Source organism: Pseudomonas sp. YJ42 (assembly GCF_047225135.1).
GTDB lineage: Bacteria > Pseudomonadota > Gammaproteobacteria > Pseudomonadales > Pseudomonadaceae > Stutzerimonas > Stutzerimonas stutzeri_E.
Genome location: NZ_CP178378.1, coordinates 3,626,393 through 3,642,750 on the forward strand (window position 1 = coordinate 3,626,393; position 16,358 = coordinate 3,642,750).

Sequence of the window (16,358 nt, forward strand, 5' to 3'; positions counted from 1 at the left end):
AATCCAGCATGAATGAAGCAGGCGAGACCTTTCGCATTGCCACCAGCGCCGAAGCTGCCGTGGACTACCTTGCTGAACTCCACCAACGCGCCACCGTGGCGCTCAATCAAGCCCTCAAACGCTACGTTTCAAGCCGCACCGAGCCGGGTGCCGAGGAGCGCAGCCTGTTCCGCTATCCGCAACTGCGCCTGACGTACGAATGCCACGGCGAGGTGCCGGCGTCCACCCGCGCCTATGCCAAGGTGCAGGCGCCGGGCGTGTACAGCGTTACCGTGACCCATCCGGCGGCGTTCCGCAGCTATCTGCTCGACCAGTTGCGACCGCTGATGCTGGATTTCGGCGTCAAGGTCGAAGTCGGTATCAGCGAACGCAACATCCCTTACCCCTATGTGATCGAACAGGGCGACGAGCTGGCGGGCACCGGCGTGACCGCTGCCGAGCTGGCGCGCGTGTTCCCCAGCACCGACCTTTCCGCGGCCACTGACGACATCGCCGATGGCCTCTACGACTGGGAGCATGCTGACCCCTATCCGCTGGCGCTCTTCGACGGCGCGCGGGTGGATTTCTCCCTGCGCCGGCTGGTGCATTACACCGGTAGCGATTGGCGGCATGTGCAACCCTGGATCCTGCTGACCAACTATCACCGCTACGTCGACCAGTTCATCCGCCATGGTCTCGACATGCTGCGCGACGACACCCGCTTCGTGCGCATGGTGCTGCCTGGCAACATCATCATCGAGCGCGGCATGGACGAGGGCGAGGCGCAGGCGATCATCGGCGGCGTGCTCTGGCACCGCTACCAGATGCCGGCCTATCACCTGCAGGCCAAGGATGGCGACGGCGTCACCTTGGTGAACATCGGCGTCGGGCCGTCGAACGCCAAGAACATCACCGATCACCTGGCCGTGCTGCGCCCGCATTGCTGGCTGATGATCGGCCACTGCGGCGGCTTGCGGCAGTCGCAGTCGATCGGTGACTACGTGCTGGCCCACGCCTATATGCGTCGCGATGGGATTCTCGATCGGGTGCTGCCACCGCATATTCCGCTGCCAGCGCTGGCCGAGGTCCAGCAGGCACTGCAAGAAGCCGCGGCGCAGGTCACGGGCGACAAGGGCGAAGCGCTGAAGAAGCGGCTGCGCACCGGCACCGTGCTGACCTACGACGACCGCAACTGGGAATTGCGCTGGGCGCAGGAACGGCCGTTGATCAACCTGTCGCGGGCCGTGGCCGTGGACATGGAGAGCGGCACGATCGCCGCCCAGGGCTATCGTCTACGTGTGCCTTACGGGACGCTGCTATGCGTCTCGGACAAGCCGCTGCACAGCGAGATCAAGCTGCCGGGCTCAGCCAATGCGTTCTACGAACGGGCCGTCACACAACATCTGAAAATCGGTATTGCGGCGCTCGACCTGCTGCGCAGCCAGCTCAACTCGCTGCATTCGCGCAAGTTGCGCAGTTTCGACGAGCCACCGTTCCGCTAGCACGCGGCAAGCTAGCAGGTTCAGCCAAGCCCGAGCTGACTCGGGCTTTTGCGTTTTTACCTGCTAGTGCTCTTGTCGACTACTCACGCCGCCAAAAGCCAGGCTCCGCTCAGTGCCGAGGCGAGGCCGGCGAGGCGGACCAATGGCGCGGCGGCTCGGGGCAGGTTGCGCGCCACGGCGTAACCGGTGCCATGCAGCGCTGCGGTGGTGGCGACGAAACCTGCGGCGTAGCTCCAGGGGCTGGTTAACTCGGGCAACTCCAGACCATGGGCGACGCCGTGGCTGAGGGCAAATAGCGCGGTCAGCCCCATGGCTACCGGCAGTGCCGGGCGCACCGCCAGGGCAACCAGCAGTCCAAGCGCCAGTACCGAGCCGGCGATGCTGGTCTCCATCAACGGCAGATCAATGCCGGTAAAGCCGAACAGGCCACCGAAGAGCATCGTGATGACGAAGGTCAGCGGCAGCACCCAGCGGGCCTCGCCCTGCTGCTGGGCGGCCCAGAGCCCAACTGCGAGCATCGCCAGCAGGTGGTCGAGCCCGAACAGCGGATGGGCGAAGCCGGACAGCAGGCCTGAGTGATCGTGTCCGGGGTGAGCGAAGGCCAGCGCCGGGCTGAGCAGCAGGGCGGCGGCAAGCAACGATTTATGCAGATCCATGTGATGGCTCCTTTCTGGGGTTCGGTGGGTTCAGGCCGCGCTGAGCATTCCCTGTTTCTCGATAAAGGCGATGATCTCGTCGAGACCCTGGCCCACCTTCTGGTTGCTGAAGACGAATGGCTTGTCGCCGCGCATCTTGCGGGTGTCGCGGTCCATGACTTCGAGCGAGGCGCCGACCATCGGCGCCAGATCTATCTTGTTGATCACCAGTAGGTCGGACTTGCAGATGCCCGGCCCGCCCTTGCGCGGCAGCTTGTCGCCGGCCGATACGTCGATCACATAGATGGTCAGGTCGGACAGTTCCGGGCTGAAGGTCGCCGAGAGGTTGTCACCGCCGGATTCGACGATGATCAGGTCGAGCCTTGGAAAGCGGCGGTTGAGCTGCTCCACTGCCTCGAGGTTGATCGAGGCATCCTCGCGGATCGCTGTGTGCGGGCAGCCGCCGGTTTCGACGCCAATGATGCGCTCAGGCGCCAAGGCTTCGTTACGCACCAGAAACTGTGCGTCTTCCTGGGTGTAGATATCGTTGGTCACCACCGCCAGGTTGTAACGCTCACGCAGGGCCAGGCAGAGCGCTAAGGTCAGGGCCGTCTTGCCGGAACCGACCGGCCCGCCGATGCCGATGCGAAGGGGTTGGGTATTCATGGGTTTTTTCCTCTAAAAGGCAGCGTGCTGCCTCGGGGTTGATGCGAAAGGGGGCGTCTCTGCCGTTGGGCAGTGCTGATGAGATTCTTGGGGTTGGGCTTGTTTGCTCGTGCGCAGAAGTTCTGGGGTACCGGCGCTGGCATATGTAGCTTTGTAGGACGCCGCGCTTTCCTCGGCTGGAACCACAGGTTGCGCCTTGCACGGCGCGTCACTTTTTCTTGTGTGGCCAAGAAAAAGTAACCAAAAAGAAGGCCACCCCGGCATCCGGCCCTTCGCTACGCGAAGGGTCCCCTCGCTCCATCGCCATTCCAGGGGCACGCTGCGAAGGGCCATCCCTGGCCCATCGCAGCTCTCGCGGCATCCATGCCGCTCAACCCCGTCCACGGCGATTACGCTCGGCCTCCTGACGGGGATTTGGGACCGAATCGTTTGGAAGTTCTGAAGGGGCGGGCGCAAAGCGCTTTGCTTGTTTCTGTGCGAGCGGACCAACAGGAAACGCGAAACGTCCCTTTTAGTAGGCCGAATGAAGTTAGCAGGCCGAATGGGATCCGCGTGGTTCGGCAAGAGCTCTGCTGTAGCCAGTGGCGGAAAATGCTGCGCAGTTTTCCACCCTACATTGCGGAAGAGGGATCGAGTCCGAATTTTACGAATGTTCGCGAATAGCGAAACAAAAGCGCTTTGCTTGTTTACTGACGTACAAACTATCAGGCGACGCCGAGCGCCCCTTTCAGAAGGCCGAATGGAATCCGCGCGGAGGGGAGCGAGCGGCATGGATGCTGCGAGAGGACTGGGCGTCCCCGCGATAAAGGGCCATGGATGGCCCTTGTACGCCGGCCCCCGGAGCGTGGATGGAATGAGGGAAGTCGAGCGAAGCGAGACCCGGATGCAGGGGCAAGCGTTTTTGGTTACTTTTTCGGCGTTTGGAAAAAGTGACTCGCCCAGCAGGGCGAAACCAATGCATCGGCCAACTCGCTTACCCACCCGAGATTCCCAACCCAAAGCCAACAAAGCGTTGTCAGAGGGGCGACCCATATCAAGGGCGAACGAGGATGCGGCGGTCTGGGACCAACCGAACCCATCATCACATGCATCACGTGCGTGCGATCCATTCGCGAGCAAGCTCGCTCCTACAGACTCGCACGACAAAGCGAAACTCGCCCTGCTCATGACCTAAACAACCGACTGTACTGCCGCTCATGCCCCATGCTCATCAGCGCCAGCCCAAAGGCGGCGCTGCCCCAGCGCTCCGGCTCGATAACCGTTGCGTCGTACTGGGCCTGCTGCAGGCTAGGGAGCAGCTGCGAGGTCAACCGCTGCGCCGCCTGCTGCCCCAGCGGCAGAGTCTTCATCAAGACCGCCAGCTGGTTCTCCAGCCAGCCCCACAGCCATGCGGTCAGCGCATCTCCGGGCGAGATCTGCCAGGCGCGAGCCGCCAACGCCCAGCCAAGGGCGAGTCCGGGTTCGTCAATGCGTTGGAACAGGGCGCGGGCCGGAGCGTCGAGCTCCGGTAGATTGTCCAGCAGCTGCTTCAACGAATAGCCCATCTGCCGGCTTTCCAGTCGCAGCTCGCGGGTCTCGCGGCTAGCGCGATGGCGGTCGGCGAGTCGCTCGAGTTTCGTCCAGTCTTCGGCGGCTGCGGCCTCGCAGTGCGACAGAAGCAGTGGGGCTTCGAAGCGTGCCAGGTTGAGCAACAGCTGATCGCTCAGCCAACGCCGCGCGCTGTTTTCGTCGTGCACCTGCTCACGTTCGACGGCCATTTCCAGACCCTGCGAGTAGCTGTAGCCGCCAATCGGCAGTTGGGGGCTGGCCAGCCGCAACAAGGCAAAGGCGGCCGGATTCACGTGCGCACGCCGAACTGGTGCAGACGTGGTGCGTAGCTGAACTCGGCCTCGCCCGCGTGGGAGTGATGATGGCCGCCACCGTAGGCGCCGTGCTCCGGCTGGAAGGGCGCCTCAATGGCTTCGACGCGGGCGCCGAGCTGCAGCAGCATGTCCTTGAGCACATAGTCGTCGAGTAGACGCAGCCAGCCATCGCCGATCTGCAGCGCGACGTGGCGATTGCCCAAGTGATAGGCGGCGCGCGTCAGCTCGAAGGCGCTGGAGCAAGTCACGTGGAGCAGCTGTTCGGCACGGGCGCGGACGATGACGATGCGGCCGTCGTTGGCGCGCAGGCACTCACCGTCGTGCAGCGGCGGCTGGCCGCGTTCGAGAAACAGGCCGACTTCCTCGCCCTGGGTGGTGAAGCAGCGCAGCCGCGATTTGCTGCGGGCCTCGTAGGTCAGCGCCAGCTCGGCATCGGCCTGTGGCTGCGCAGGGGAGCGTTGATGAATGACCAACATGGGCAGGGCGGTTCCGGTTCGTGCGATAGGCACAAACAGAGCAAGCCGCTTGCCAACCCTGCGCAGCTGGCATGACGCGCCGGCTGCGAGCGCGGCGTGCCAGAAAATGGCGCGTCAGGGTGATCCGTTATGGTGCGCCGCGTTCCGCCAGGCACCATGGGTGTGCAGATCAGTGCAGTGCTCGAACCATGTAGACGGCTGGGATTTGATAGCTGGCCAGATTGTCGACCTGCGGCGGCTCCAGCTCGGAGTGCGCGGTATAGCCCAGGCGCGACCAGAAGTTCTCGGATTTCTGTACCGAAACCAGCGCGGAGTAGCGCAGTTTATGGGTACGGGCCTGCTCCAGATTCTTACGCACCAGTGCCGGGCCGATACCGCGGCCGCCGGCGCGAGCGGATACGGCGAGATCATGAAGGTACAGGCAGTCGGCTTCAGCGTGAGGCTGGAACTCGCCGTCCAGCGGGGTCACCGTGCCGACACGCGAATGGTAGGCGAAAAGGTAGGCGCAGACGCCGAGGACATCTTCGGCAACCCAGGCCAACTGAGGACAGGCGGCGAGGCGGGCGCGGATCACCGCTTCGTCTTCCAAGACTTCGGCGGCATAGGACTCTTGCTGAATCGACATCACGGCAGGAATATCGCGCTCCTGCATCGCTCTCAACTTGAACATCTGAACTACTCGGACGGGCTCGGGCCGGCTGGCGGCCCGCAACGGGCCGGCGATCATACGCGATCGGCGGAACAAGCGTGAGCGCGCCGACGGAGGGTCTGCAATGCCCTCGCGGTACGTCCTCGCTCGAATGGAGCGGCAACGATGCGGATGAGAGGGCCTGCTGACGGAGCGGGTCGCGCTCTTACGGACAACTGGCTTGACCCGGGCGCGCTTGCTCCCCGTACGATTGGTCGGCGAAGGATATATGACGACTGACGGCGGCGATTTTTGCGGGCATAATTCTTAGTTAGCTACCTATCGTCGCGGTTGACCTCCTTGAACAATTCACATCACCCATTACTTGGTGTTCTGCTCATCCTTTTTTCGTGCCTGATCCTGGCTTCGCACGATGGGCTTTCCAAACACCTGACGCAGCTTTATCCGGTCTTTCTAGTGATCTGGGCACGGTATCTGGCGCAGACGGTGTTGATGTTCACGCTGTTCACGCCACGCATGGGGCGGCGCGTGTTCCATACGTTGCGACCCTGGCTGCAACTGTGCCGTGGCGCGAGCCTGGTCTGCGTGAGCATGCTGTTCATCAGTGGCCTGGGTTATATCCCGCTGGCCGAGGCCACGGCAGTGATCTTTCTGACACCGCTGCTGGTGACCATCGCATCGGCGCTACTGGGCGAGCGGGTCAGCCATAGCCAGTGGATGGCGGTGGGCTGCGGTCTGCTTGGCGTGCTGATCATCGTGCGTCCGGGCGGTGCGCTGTTCACCCCAGCGATTCTGCTGCCCTTCGGCGCGGCGATCAGTTTCACGGTCTATCAGCTGATTACCCGTCGCCTCAGTACTACCGACCACCCGGTGACCAGCAATTTTCTCACCAGCCTGGTTGGCAGTCTGGTGATGAGTGTGCTGGTGATCTTCAACTGGCAGACACCGACCTTGCATGATGCGCTGATGATGGCCGCGCTCGGCGCGATGGCGATGAGCGGTCACCTACTGTTGACCAACGCGTTCCGCTTTGCCAGTGCCGCCACTCTGGCACCGTTCACCTATGCACAGATCATCTTTGCCGGGATGGTTGGCTTTTTCGCCTTCGGGCATGTGCCCGACGTCGGCGCAATTGTGGGCATGGCGATCATCATTGCCAGCGGCCTGTGCATGGTCTACGTACAGGGACGCCAACCGCGTCCCCGGCTTTGAAATATCGCGGGCGTGCCGTCGGGCCATCCGCTCAGCTTCCAACACTTGACCCAACAGGGGCGACTCGACCCTTGCGTGCGCTTTATCAGGAAAAACACATGCAACGAATTTCTCATCATTCTCTGCGTAACGAATTCCGCCGGCTGCTGGCATCGGATCGCTGTTATCACACCGCCTCGGTATTCGATCCGATGTCGGCGCGTATCGCCGCCGACCTCGAATTCGAAGTTGGCATTCTCGGTGGCTCGGTCGCCTCGCTGCAGGTGCTGGCCGCACCGGATTTCGCGCTGATTACGCTCAGCGAGTTCGTCGAACAGGCGACCCGCATCGGGCGCGTGTCGCGCCTGCCGATCATCGCTGACGCCGATCATGGCTATGGTAACGCGCTCAACGTGATGCGCACCGTAGTCGAGCTGGAGCGTGCCGGAATCGCCGCGCTGACCATCGAAGACACCTCGCTGCCAGCCAAATTCGGGCGCAAATCCACAGACCTGATCGGCATGTTCGAGGCGGTCGGCAAGATCCGCGCGGCGCTGGAGGCGCGCATCGATCCGGAGCTCGCCATCATTGCGCGCACCAACGCCGGTGTGATCGGCCTGGAAGAGGTCATCGCCCGCGTGCAGGCCTACGAAGCGGCGGGAGCCGATGCGATCTGCCTGGTGGGAATCGAGGACTTCGAGCAGCTCGAGCGCGTCGCCGAGAAGCTCAGCGTGCCCCTGATGCTGGTGACCTATGGCAACCCGCGCCTGCGCGACAACGCGCGCTTGGCGGCGCTCGGCGTCCGCATCGTGGTCAACGGCCATGCCGCTTATTTCGCGGCGATCAAGGCGACCTACGACTGTCTGCGCGAGCAGCGCCAGATCGACGCCTCGGACCTCAACGCCTCGCAGCTGTCGGTCAAGTATTCGACCGCCGACGAGTACATGGTCTGGGCTGAAGAATACATGCAGGTCAAGGAATAACCGCCACCTGCCGCGCCGTCGTCATCCGCGCTCTGGAGATCCGATGAGTCCACGCTTGCTGACCTTCATGGTGGCCTTTGCCGCATTCCTCGGGCCTTTTACCCAGACGGTCTATGCGCCGATCCTGCCCGAGTTGGGTGAGGCGCTGGCGACCACGCCGCTGCTGATCAACCTCAGCATCTCGATCTTCACCTTCGTGCTGGCGTTCATGCAGATCGTTTACGGCCCGCTGGTGGATCGCAGCGGTCGTCGACGCATTCTGCTGATGGGCCTGGTGATCTACGTCGGTGCGTCTCTGGGATGCTTTCTGGCCCGCAATATCGAGCTGCTGTTGGTGTTTCGTGCGCTGCAGGCGGTGGGTATCGCCGCTGGCGCAGTGGTCGCGGTCACGGTCATCGGCGATCGTTTCGAGGGCGCGGAGCGCGGCCGGGCGATGGGCTCGTTCCAGATGATGGTGGCGCTAGGGCCGGTGGTCGGTCCGGTGGTGGGCGGCTTCATCGGCGAGCATCTGGATTTCCACTACGTGTTTCTGCTGCTGGCGGCGGTGGGTGCCCTCGTCTTGCTGGCTAACGCACTCTGGTTGCAGGAGACGCGTCCTGCCGGAGGCATGCCGAGAGCCTTCCATCCGGTCGAATACGTGGATGTACTGCGCAATCGTCAGGGGTTGGCGATCATGCTGCTGAGCTTCGTGCAGTACTACGCCTTCTATAACTATCTGGTGTTCATGCCGCGCGTGCTGGACAGCACCTACGGGCTCAGTGCCAGCGAAAAGGGCCTGGTATTCCTGCCGCTGTCGATTGCGGTGGTGATCGGTAGCTTCGTCGGCGGTCGGTTACCGGGACGCTGGCGGCCACGGCCAACGCTGTTGGTGACGGCCGGGTTGAATGCGCTCAGCGTGTTGCTGTTCCTCGGTGTTGCGCAGTGGTCGCTCGCCTGGCTGGTCGTGGCTGCCAGCGCGTTCGGCCTGTTCCTCGGATTGTCGCTGCCGGTGCAGACCAGCTTGCTGATGGATCTCTACCCGCACAACCGTGCCACTGCCGTGGGCAGTTACAACTTTTTTCGCTTCATGGGGATGGCTACCGGGCCGGTGCTGGGATCCTGGCTGTATCGGGACGGGAATCTGGAGCTGCTCTACGGCTTCGCGACGGCGGCGTTCCTACTGGCCGTGCTGCACGCGCGGATGCGGTTTCGCTAGTGGCGTCAGTTCAGAACAAAAGACGCTGCGCCCTGAACATGAAGAAGCTCTCGCAATGGGCGTTCTGCCCGGAATAGACGCCGCACTCTCGCCCGCTCAGGTTGGAGTCGGTATAGGAGAGGTCCAGGTTCACGCCGAGCAGCGGGCGGGACAGATTCAGCGACCAGTCGTTGAATACCCGCACACTGCCGCCAGTGTAGTGCCGCGGGTTGTCCAGCGAGTGGCTCGCGTACTTCAGGCGCACCCCGAAATCCAATGGTCGAAACGAGTCAAATTCCAGGAACAGCGTACTGTCGGTACGCCCTGGAGCGCTGCGCAGGGCGCCACCTAGGCGGTTACCGGCCAGATTGATGCCGCCGTAGTACTCATGGCGGTCGCGGTTTTCCAGTTCGGGAAAGCTGTAGCGGATCACCCCCAGCTCGAAACCTAAGGCGTTGTCGAGCGGCTGCTGGGCGTAACCTATGTAGGTGTCCAACTCCAGGGGGTTGCCCTCAAGGATGCCCATGCTGGGTGCCCACTGCCCCACGTACATGCCATTGGCGTGGGTCAGATCCAAGCCTCCGCGGAAAGTGCTTCCGACGGTCGGGCTGACGAGCCCCTGGGCCATGCTGCGAGTGGGCGCCATGCCGAGCTTGAGATCGAATTGTCCGACTTCGCGTTCGACGACCTGCGGTTGACTGGCGCATCCGCTAAGCCCGAGCATCAAGGCCGTCGCGATGAATTTTTTGTTCATACACCGATTCACGGGTGGATTAGTCATACAAGCCGCCCGCTGGCGACCGCAAAGGGCAAGGCCTATACAGAGCGGCTGAAGACTGTTTAATGGCCACTCTTGCCTGATCAATCGTCGGGAAGAGTAGTCGATGCGGACGTAGTGCAATCCCCGTTCGTCGTTTTGACGCCAAGCGAACGACGGGCGGTGCCGATTCATTGGCGACCCATAATGGTGCCGGGGATTTGACTAGTTGAACGGCCGCGGCACTCGCCGTTCGAATGTTGAAATAGCCAATGACTGTTTTTCAGACAGGCGGGAGGTTTTTATGGCCACGGGGTGGGCAAACGAAGGCGCAGTGCAGGAACAGATCGACAGCACCATCGAGGACGCGGTGCAGCGAGCGCGCAGCCGATTGGGGCGAGGCGAAAGCCTGACGCACTGCGAGGAGTGCGACGCGGAGATTCCCGAGGCAAGGCGTCAGGCCGTTCCGGGCGTGCGCCTGTGCGTAAAGTGCCAGACCGAACAGGACAAGCAGGAAGCCAAATTCAGCGGCTACAACCGCAGGGGCAGCAAGGACAGCCAGCTACGCTGAGGCGATAAATCGCACGCCCGGATCGCACTCGACGCGCGCGCATGGGTCACACATCGCGTCCCCCCACCCTTCCATGGAAGAGGAATGCCCCATGATGATTTTCGAAGCGCTGCGCCTGAGCCATGACATCCAGCGCGACCTGTCCGAACGCCTGACGCAGACAAGTGGCGATTCCGCCGAACGCCAGGAGCTGTTCGCCCAGCTCAAGCATGAACTCTGGGTACATTCGGTGGCCGAAGAGCGTCACTTCTATATTCCGCTGATGCGCGATGACAGCGGCGTCGACCTGTCCCGTCATGCCATCGCCGAGCATCATGAAATGGACGAAATGGTCGAGGCCCTGGAGGAGACGGATCCCAGCAGCCCTAGCTGGCTCGCTCAGGCCCGCAAGCTGTCGGACAAGGTTCACCATCACCTGCAGGAAGAGGAGCACAAATTCTTCCAGATGGCCGGCAAGCTGCTCAGCGAACAGCAGAAGAACCAGCTGGCCGGTGCATACCTTGGCGCCTACGACATGATGAAGGCCGAGCACGCCTAAGACGTGAGCGTCCCGGTCGGCATGCTGAAAGTAAAGGTGGTGCCGGCCTCGGCGGTAGACGAGACCTGCATCCTGCCTCCGTGCTACACGGCAATCTCATTGGCGATATAGCCGCGCGCCGGACATGATCGACGAGAGGGGATTGCGCAGGTCGTGGCCGAGCAAGGCAATGAACTGCTCGCGCAGCTCGGTCGTCTGCTGTGCATCGAGCAGTGCTGCCTCGGTCGCCTCGAAACGTTCCTCGGCTTCGAGCTGAATGGCCAGCAGCTTGGCGAACGACTCCATCATGGCCAGGATCGACCCTTCCGACAGATTGGCGGGCAGCGGATCGAGCGCACAAACAGTGCCGAAGAAGCTGCCGTCGGTACGAAACACCGGGGCCGAGATGTAGCTTTCGAAACCATACATCTTTGGGGTGTGGTGATTGCAGTAGCGTTCGTCCTCGCTCACCTTGCTGATGATGATGGTTTGGTGGGACGCGTGAATTTCGTGGCAGAGGGTCGTCGTTACGTCCAGTTCGCCACCGACCTGCAGGCCGAAGTTGATCCGGTCGAGCACCGCACAGGCCGTCCAGGAGTCCGCGGTGACACGCGCTACGGCGGCGAAACGTAATCCGGTGGTCTCGGAGATGACCTGAAGAATGGCGGGTACTGCGCTGATGCGGCTGATAGCCGAAATATCGTCGCTAACCGATCGGTTCATGCGGGTGTCAAGGCTGCGCGTGGTGATGGCCCGGCACTCTATCACGGGCCGTTCGTCGCGCTGAATCGAGCCGACGGTCAGCCGGCCCGATCCAAGGGGGCATCAGGCTTGCGTCGTCAAAGGAGGCTGCGCATTTGCCGGAACGATCTGCTTGCGCATCAGCAGGTAATGCACCACGGCACCGAACAGCGCGCCGAGCAGCCAGGCGAAGCCCGACAGGCTTTCCAGCCCAGGCGTCCAGACGGAGGCGACCGAGAACACCGAGCTGATCCCGAACGCGATGATCGCCTTGCGGTTCCAGCCGGCGTTGAAATAGTAGGCTGAGCCCGGTGCTGCGGAGAACAGCTGTTGCACATCCAGCCGCTGCCGGCGGACCAGGTAGTAGTCGGCCACGATGATGCCGTACAGCGGTGCCAGCACGGCGCCCAGTGTGTCGACGAAGGCGGCGATGCCGACTGCGCTGATGAACGACACCCACAGCGCACCGATGAAGAAAGCGATGGCCGCGGTGATGTAGCCGCCGGTGCGTGCACTGATATGCGCTGGAGCCAGATTGGCGATGTCATAGGCCGGCGGGATGAAGTTGGCGACCAGATTGATGCCCACCGTGGCGGCGAAGAAGGTGATTGCAGCGATCAGGGTCAGGCCGACGTTGTCGATGCGCGAAACGATATCGGTGGGGTTGGTCAGGGTTTCGCCAAACACCACCACGGTGCCGGCGGTGATCACCAGGGCGATCAGCGAAAAGATCGCCAGGCTGACCGGCAGGCCGAGGAAGTTGCCGATGCGCATCTGCCGCTCATTTTTCACGAAACGGGCGAAATCGCCGTAGTTGATCACCACCGCGGCGAAGTAGGCGACCATGGTGCCGACCACGGCGGCAAACGCGGCGACGGGCCCGCCGGCATAGCTGCCGGTGCCGCTGAATATGCTGCCCAGCGCGCCGGCCAGGCTTGGCCCGGCCTGGTAACAGATGGCGATCATCATCGCGATCATCACCAGATAGACCAGCGGCCCGGCCCAGTTGAGGAAGCGCGTCACCCAGTCCACGCCACGCACGAACAACGCGACCTGAAAGACGCAAACGATCACATAAGCGACCCAGTCCACTGCGGTCAGGCCCAGCAGGGTAGTTTCCGAGCCGGGGCCCGCCAAGGTACGAATCAGCAAGGCGACCGCGGTCGAGGCGAAATAGGTCTGCACGCCGTACCAAAAGATCGCCACGATGCCGCGCACGACCGCTGGAAAATTCGCACCGCGCACGCCCATGCTGGCGCGAGCCATGACCGGGAATGGGATGCCGTATTTGACGCTGGGTTTACCTGTCAGCTGCACCAGGCCCATGACGATAAAGCCGGCCAGTACGATTCCGGCAAGCACCGCCCAGCCGTTCAGACCGTAACTGATGAACAGGGTGGCGGCCAGGGTGTAGCCGAACAAGCTCTGAATATCGTTAGACCAGACGTTGAAGACCTCGAACCAGCCCCACTTGCGTTTGGCTGGGGCGAGCGGGGCGAGGTCGGCGTTATACAGGCTGGGATCGATCTGCTTGATCTGAAAGTCGTCGTGGTTCATCTCTGGGCGCTCTGTGCAAGACTGTTAATGGTTTTTGTATGCAGTTCTTGTTCCGCGTATGGCAGAGTCCGCGAAGTCAGGCCTTGTGGCATTCGTCAGATACGCCGAGACCTGAGCAAAGCCTAGAAGATGAAATCCAAACTCGCTTCGACTTTGTATACATAAATAATCATTTTGTTATGCAGTTTCGCGAGAGGCCGTCTAGGACGATGCTTATAAAGGGCCCGCCTGCAATCAACCACCGCAAAAAAGTTTCCCGCCCGGATCATTTGTGGGCTTTTTTTGACCCGCACTTGCCTCAATCCCTTCAAGCGTCCGTTTATGCACTCTGGGCGTGCACACAGGCTGGTGCGCGCACAAAAAAGGGTGGCCAGGCCGCCCCTGTGAAAAACGCAATGGGATCTGAACGGCGATCGCTGTCAGAACAAGAAATAGCGCTGCGCCATCGGCAGCACCTCGGCGGGCTCGCACCAGAGCAACTGGCCGTCGGCCCTGACCTGATAGTTCTGCGGGTCGACCTGGATATCCGGTGTGTAGTCGTTATGGATCAGGTCCTTCTTCTGCACCGAGCGGCAGCCTTTCACCACCCCGATCTTCTTTTTCAGCCCCAGCTGCTCGGGCACACCGGCCTCGAACGCGGCCTGGCTGATGAAGGTGAAACTCGAGGCATGCAGCGAGCCGCCAAAGCTCGCGAACATCGGCCGGTAGTGCACCGGTTGCGGTGTCGGGATCGAGGCATTGGCGTCGCCCATCAGGCTGGCCGCGATGGCGCCGCCCTTGAGGATCAGCGTCGGCTTCACTCCGAAGAACGCCGGACGCCAGAGCACCAGATCCGCCCATTTGCCCACTTCGATCGAGCCCACCTCATGGCTGACGCCGTGGGTGATGGCCGGGTTGATAGTGTATTTGGCGATGTAGCGCTTGGCGCGGAAGTTGTCGTTGCCCGCGCCATCGCCGGGCAGGGCGCCGCGCTGCTTCTTCATCTTGTCGGCGGTCTGCCAGGTGCGGGTGATCACCTCGCCGACGCGGCCCATGGCCTGGCTGTCGGAGCTGATCATGGAGAAGGCACCGAGGTCATGCAGGATGTCCTCAGCGGCGATGGTTTCGCGACGAATACGGCTTTCGGCGAAGGCCACGTCCTCGGCGATGCTCGGGTCCAGGTGATGGCAGACCATGAGCATGTCCAGGTGCTCGTCGATGGTATTGCGCGTGAACGGCCGCGTCGGGTTGGTCGAGCTCGGCAGGACGTTGGGGAAGCTGCAGGCCTTGATGATGTCCGGGGCATGGCCACCACCGGCGCCCTCGGTGTGGTAGGTGTGGATGGTGCGGCCCTTGAAGGCCCCCAGGGTGGTCTCAACGAAGCCGGACTCATTGAGGGTGTCGGTGTGGATCGCCACCTGCACGTCGTACTGGTCCGCCACGTTCAGGCAGTTGTCGATGGCCGCAGGCGTGGTCCCCCAGTCTTCGTGCAGCTTGAGACCGATGGCGCCGGCCTTGACCTGCTCGATTAAGGGCTCGGCCAGCGAGGCGTTACCCTTGCCCGTGAAGCCGATGTTCATCGGGAAGGCGTCAGCCGCCTTGAGCATCATCGCCATGTGCCATGGGCCAGGTGTGACGGTGGTGGCGTTGGTGCCGGTGGCTGGCCCGGTGCCACCGCCGATCATTGTGGTGACGCCGCTCATCAACGCTTCTTCGATCTGCTGCGGGCAGATGAAATGAATGTGCGAGTCGATGCCGCCGGCAGTGAGGATCATGCCCTCGCCAGCGATGACTTCGGTAGCGGCGCCGATGGCGATGGTCACATCCGGCTGGATATCCGGATTGCCAGCCTTGCCGATGGCGGCGATGCGGCCGTCCTTGAGGCCCACATCTGCTTTGACGATGCCCCAGTGGTCCATGATCAGCGCATTGGTAATCAGCGTATCGACGACATCCTCGGTGCACAGCTGACTCTGGCCCATGCCATCGCGGATCACCTTGCCGCCGCCGAACTTCACTTCCTCGCCGTAGGTAGTGAAGTCCCTTTCGACCTCGATCCACAGGTCGGTGTCGGCCAGGCGCACCTTGTCGCCGACAGTGGGGCCGAACATGTCGGCATAGGCTTGGCGGGAAATCTTCATCGGTATCGTCTCGCGTAGGGTGGATGACCGAAGTCATCCACCGATCCTGGTCACGGTGGAAAAGCCTGCGGCGTTTTCCACCCTACGAAGCTTGCTTGTCGCTTGCGGCTGCGTTCTAGAGCGCGCCCATCACCCGCCCGGCAAAACCGAACACCCGACGGTCACCGGCCAGCTCGACCAGCTCCACCTCGCGGCTCTGTCCGGGCTCGAAGCGCACCGCGGTACCGGCCGGGATGTTCAGGCGCATGCCGCGCGCGGCGGCACGGTCGAAGGCCAGAGCATCGTTGGTTTCGAAGAAGTGATAGTGCGAGCCGACCTGGATCGGCCGGTCGCCGCTGTTGGCCACGTTCAGGGTCAGCGTGCGGCGGCCGGCGTTGAGCTCGATGTCGCCATCCTGGATTTGGTATTCGCCGGGAATCATGGGTTGGACGTCCTGTTGAGGGTCAGTTGCATCATGGTCAGGTCCAGCCAGCGGCCGAACTTGCAGCCCACCTGGCGCATCTGCCCGACATGAATGAAGCCGAGCTGCTGATGCATATGGATCGATGCACGGTTCTCGCTCTCGATGAAGGCGATCATCACGTGCTTCTCCAGCTGGCGAGCGCGTTGGATCAGCGCCTGCATCAGGCTGCGGCCGATGCCGCTGCCGCGATGGTCGGGGCTGACGTAGACCGAGTTCTCCACGGTATGGCGATAGCCGTCGTGAGGGCGCCAGGGGCCGAAGGAGGCATAGCCGGCTACCTGTCCCTGATCGTCTATCGCCACCAGAACGGGGTAATTTTGCGTGTGGCGTTCGGCCAGCCAGCCACGGCGGTTGTCGAGATCGACCGGCTGGTCGTTCCAGATCGCCGTGCTGTTCTGCACCGCGTCGTTGTAAATCTGCAGGATGCCGTCGAGGTCTGCATCCAGGGCGTCACGTATCTGCACGGTGAAATCCTTCAAGCGGTTCGGGGTCATCACGGCATGGCCGCAACAGAC

General features: G+C 62.4%; 16 protein-coding genes and 1 pseudogene. 6 read left to right on the plus strand and 11 right to left on the minus strand.

Translation table 11 applies throughout. The features are described from left to right. Positions 1-8 precede the first annotated feature (8 nt). Positions 9-1,481, plus strand: a complete 1,473-nt coding sequence (amn, locus tag ACL0K2_RS16610) for an AMP nucleosidase (protein ID WP_045163797.1) — start codon at positions 9-11, stop codon at positions 1,479-1,481. An 83-nt stretch (positions 1,482-1,564) separates the two neighbouring features. On the opposite strand, the gene ACL0K2_RS16615 is transcribed toward amn, so the two are convergent. The 5 genes from ACL0K2_RS16615 to ACL0K2_RS16635 form a co-directional block, all read right to left on the minus strand. After that, positions 1,565-2,137, minus strand: a complete 573-nt coding sequence (locus tag ACL0K2_RS16615; RefSeq protein ID WP_413043063.1) for a HupE/UreJ family protein — start codon at positions 2,135-2,137, stop codon at positions 1,565-1,567. Between the two features lie 30 nt (positions 2,138-2,167). Beyond that, a complete protein-coding gene (gene ureG / locus ACL0K2_RS16620) occupies positions 2,168-2,782 on the minus strand; it encodes an urease accessory protein UreG (RefSeq protein WP_413043064.1) in 615 nt (204 codons plus the stop codon). Between the two features lie 1,163 nt (positions 2,783-3,945). Beyond that, positions 3,946-4,623, minus strand: a complete 678-nt coding sequence (locus ACL0K2_RS16625; RefSeq protein ID WP_239611119.1) for an urease accessory protein UreF — start codon at positions 4,621-4,623, stop codon at positions 3,946-3,948. Next, complete coding sequence (gene ureE / locus ACL0K2_RS16630) at positions 4,620-5,120, minus strand: urease accessory protein UreE (protein ID WP_239611118.1); 501 nt, start codon at positions 5,118-5,120, stop codon at positions 4,620-4,622. Before ureE ends, ACL0K2_RS16625 begins: the two co-directional genes overlap by 4 nt. A 169-nt stretch (positions 5,121-5,289) precedes the next feature. Further along, on the minus strand, positions 5,290-5,772 hold the full coding sequence (locus tag ACL0K2_RS16635; RefSeq protein ID WP_239611586.1) for a GNAT family N-acetyltransferase: 483 nt from the start codon (positions 5,770-5,772) through the stop codon (positions 5,290-5,292). A 336-nt stretch (positions 5,773-6,108) separates the two neighbouring features. On the opposite strand from ACL0K2_RS16635, the gene ACL0K2_RS16640 reads away from it, so the two are divergent. The 3 genes from ACL0K2_RS16640 (at position 6,109) to ACL0K2_RS16650 (ending at position 9,138) form a co-directional block, all read left to right on the plus strand. Then, on the plus strand, positions 6,109-6,981 hold the full coding sequence (locus ACL0K2_RS16640) for a DMT family transporter (RefSeq protein ID WP_045163792.1): 873 nt from the start codon (positions 6,109-6,111) through the stop codon (positions 6,979-6,981). A gap of 98 nt (positions 6,982-7,079) precedes the next feature. Further along, entirely contained in the window at positions 7,080-7,943 is an 864-nt protein-coding gene (locus tag ACL0K2_RS16645; protein ID WP_239611117.1) for an isocitrate lyase/PEP mutase family protein, read from the plus strand. A 43-nt stretch (positions 7,944-7,986) separates the two neighbouring features. Continuing rightward, entirely contained in the window at positions 7,987-9,138 is a 1,152-nt protein-coding gene (locus ACL0K2_RS16650; RefSeq protein ID WP_413043065.1) for an MFS transporter, read from the plus strand. A gap of 10 nt (positions 9,139-9,148) precedes the next feature. Here ACL0K2_RS16650 and ACL0K2_RS16655 read toward each other — a convergent pair whose 3' ends face one another. Beyond that, positions 9,149-9,871 carry a TorF family putative porin gene (locus ACL0K2_RS16655; RefSeq protein WP_045163789.1) on the minus strand — a complete coding sequence of 241 codons (723 nt, stop codon included), beginning with the start codon at positions 9,869-9,871 and terminating at the stop codon, positions 9,149-9,151. Between the two features lie 307 nt (positions 9,872-10,178). Here ACL0K2_RS16655 and ACL0K2_RS16660 point away from each other — a divergent pair, with 307 nt between their 5' ends. Together ACL0K2_RS16660 and ACL0K2_RS16665 are read left to right on the plus strand one after the other, a co-directional pair. Beyond that, complete coding sequence (locus ACL0K2_RS16660; RefSeq protein WP_045163788.1) at positions 10,179-10,445, plus strand: DksA/TraR family C4-type zinc finger protein; 267 nt, start codon at positions 10,179-10,181, stop codon at positions 10,443-10,445. 91 nt (positions 10,446-10,536) lie between these two features. Further along, positions 10,537-10,983 carry a hemerythrin domain-containing protein gene (locus tag ACL0K2_RS16665; RefSeq protein WP_045163787.1) on the plus strand — a complete coding sequence of 149 codons (447 nt, stop codon included), beginning with the start codon at positions 10,537-10,539 and terminating at the stop codon, positions 10,981-10,983. A 108-nt stretch (positions 10,984-11,091) separates the two neighbouring features. Here the strand turns inward: ACL0K2_RS16665 and ACL0K2_RS16670 are convergent. The 5 genes and pseudogenes from ACL0K2_RS16670 to ACL0K2_RS16690 form a co-directional block, all read right to left on the minus strand. Next, positions 11,092-11,685 (minus strand): annotated as a pseudogene (locus ACL0K2_RS16670) (GAF domain-containing protein); the annotation flags it as partial. 102 nt (positions 11,686-11,787) lie between these two features. Then, a complete protein-coding gene (locus tag ACL0K2_RS16675; RefSeq protein WP_413043066.1) occupies positions 11,788-13,260 on the minus strand; it encodes an NCS1 family nucleobase:cation symporter-1 in 1,473 nt (490 codons plus the stop codon). A gap of 419 nt (positions 13,261-13,679) precedes the next feature. Continuing rightward, entirely contained in the window at positions 13,680-15,380 is a 1,701-nt protein-coding gene (gene ureC, locus ACL0K2_RS16680; protein ID WP_413043067.1) for an urease subunit alpha, read from the minus strand. Between the two features lie 115 nt (positions 15,381-15,495). After that, positions 15,496-15,801, minus strand: a complete 306-nt coding sequence (locus ACL0K2_RS16685; RefSeq protein WP_045163784.1) for an urease subunit beta — start codon at positions 15,799-15,801, stop codon at positions 15,496-15,498. Beyond that, a complete protein-coding gene (locus tag ACL0K2_RS16690) occupies positions 15,798-16,337 on the minus strand; it encodes an N-acetyltransferase family protein (protein ID WP_413043068.1) in 540 nt (179 codons plus the stop codon). The genes ACL0K2_RS16685 and ACL0K2_RS16690 overlap by 4 nt, the downstream gene beginning before the upstream one ends. Positions 16,338-16,358: the final 21 nt, after the last annotated feature.

Coding starts and splice junctions, on each gene's coding strand:
- amn (WP_045163797.1), top strand. CDS start 9: ATGAATGAAGCAGGCGAGACCTTTCGCATTGCCACCAGCGCCGAAGCT.
- ACL0K2_RS16615 (WP_413043063.1), bottom strand. CDS start 2,137: ATGGATCTGCATAAATCGTTGCTTGCCGCCGCCCTGCTGCTCAGCCCG.
- ureG (WP_413043064.1), bottom strand. CDS start 2,782: ATGAATACCCAACCCCTTCGCATCGGCATCGGCGGGCCGGTCGGTTCC.
- ureE (WP_239611118.1), bottom strand. CDS start 5,120: ATGTTGGTCATTCATCAACGCTCCCCTGCGCAGCCACAGGCCGATGCC.
- ACL0K2_RS16635 (WP_239611586.1), bottom strand. CDS start 5,772: ATGCAGGAGCGCGATATTCCTGCCGTGATGTCGATTCAGCAAGAGTCC.
- ACL0K2_RS16645 (WP_239611117.1), top strand. CDS start 7,080: ATGCAACGAATTTCTCATCATTCTCTGCGTAACGAATTCCGCCGGCTG.
- ACL0K2_RS16650 (WP_413043065.1), top strand. CDS start 7,987: ATGAGTCCACGCTTGCTGACCTTCATGGTGGCCTTTGCCGCATTCCTC.
- ACL0K2_RS16655 (WP_045163789.1), bottom strand. CDS start 9,871: ATGAACAAAAAATTCATCGCGACGGCCTTGATGCTCGGGCTTAGCGGA.
- ACL0K2_RS16660 (WP_045163788.1), top strand. CDS start 10,179: ATGGCCACGGGGTGGGCAAACGAAGGCGCAGTGCAGGAACAGATCGAC.
- ACL0K2_RS16665 (WP_045163787.1), top strand. CDS start 10,537: ATGATGATTTTCGAAGCGCTGCGCCTGAGCCATGACATCCAGCGCGAC.
- ACL0K2_RS16675 (WP_413043066.1), bottom strand. CDS start 13,260: ATGAACCACGACGACTTTCAGATCAAGCAGATCGATCCCAGCCTGTAT.
- ureC (WP_413043067.1), bottom strand. CDS start 15,380: ATGAAGATTTCCCGCCAAGCCTATGCCGACATGTTCGGCCCCACTGTC.
- ACL0K2_RS16685 (WP_045163784.1), bottom strand. CDS start 15,801: ATGATTCCCGGCGAATACCAAATCCAGGATGGCGACATCGAGCTCAAC.
- ACL0K2_RS16690 (WP_413043068.1), bottom strand. CDS start 16,337: ATGACCCCGAACCGCTTGAAGGATTTCACCGTGCAGATACGTGACGCC.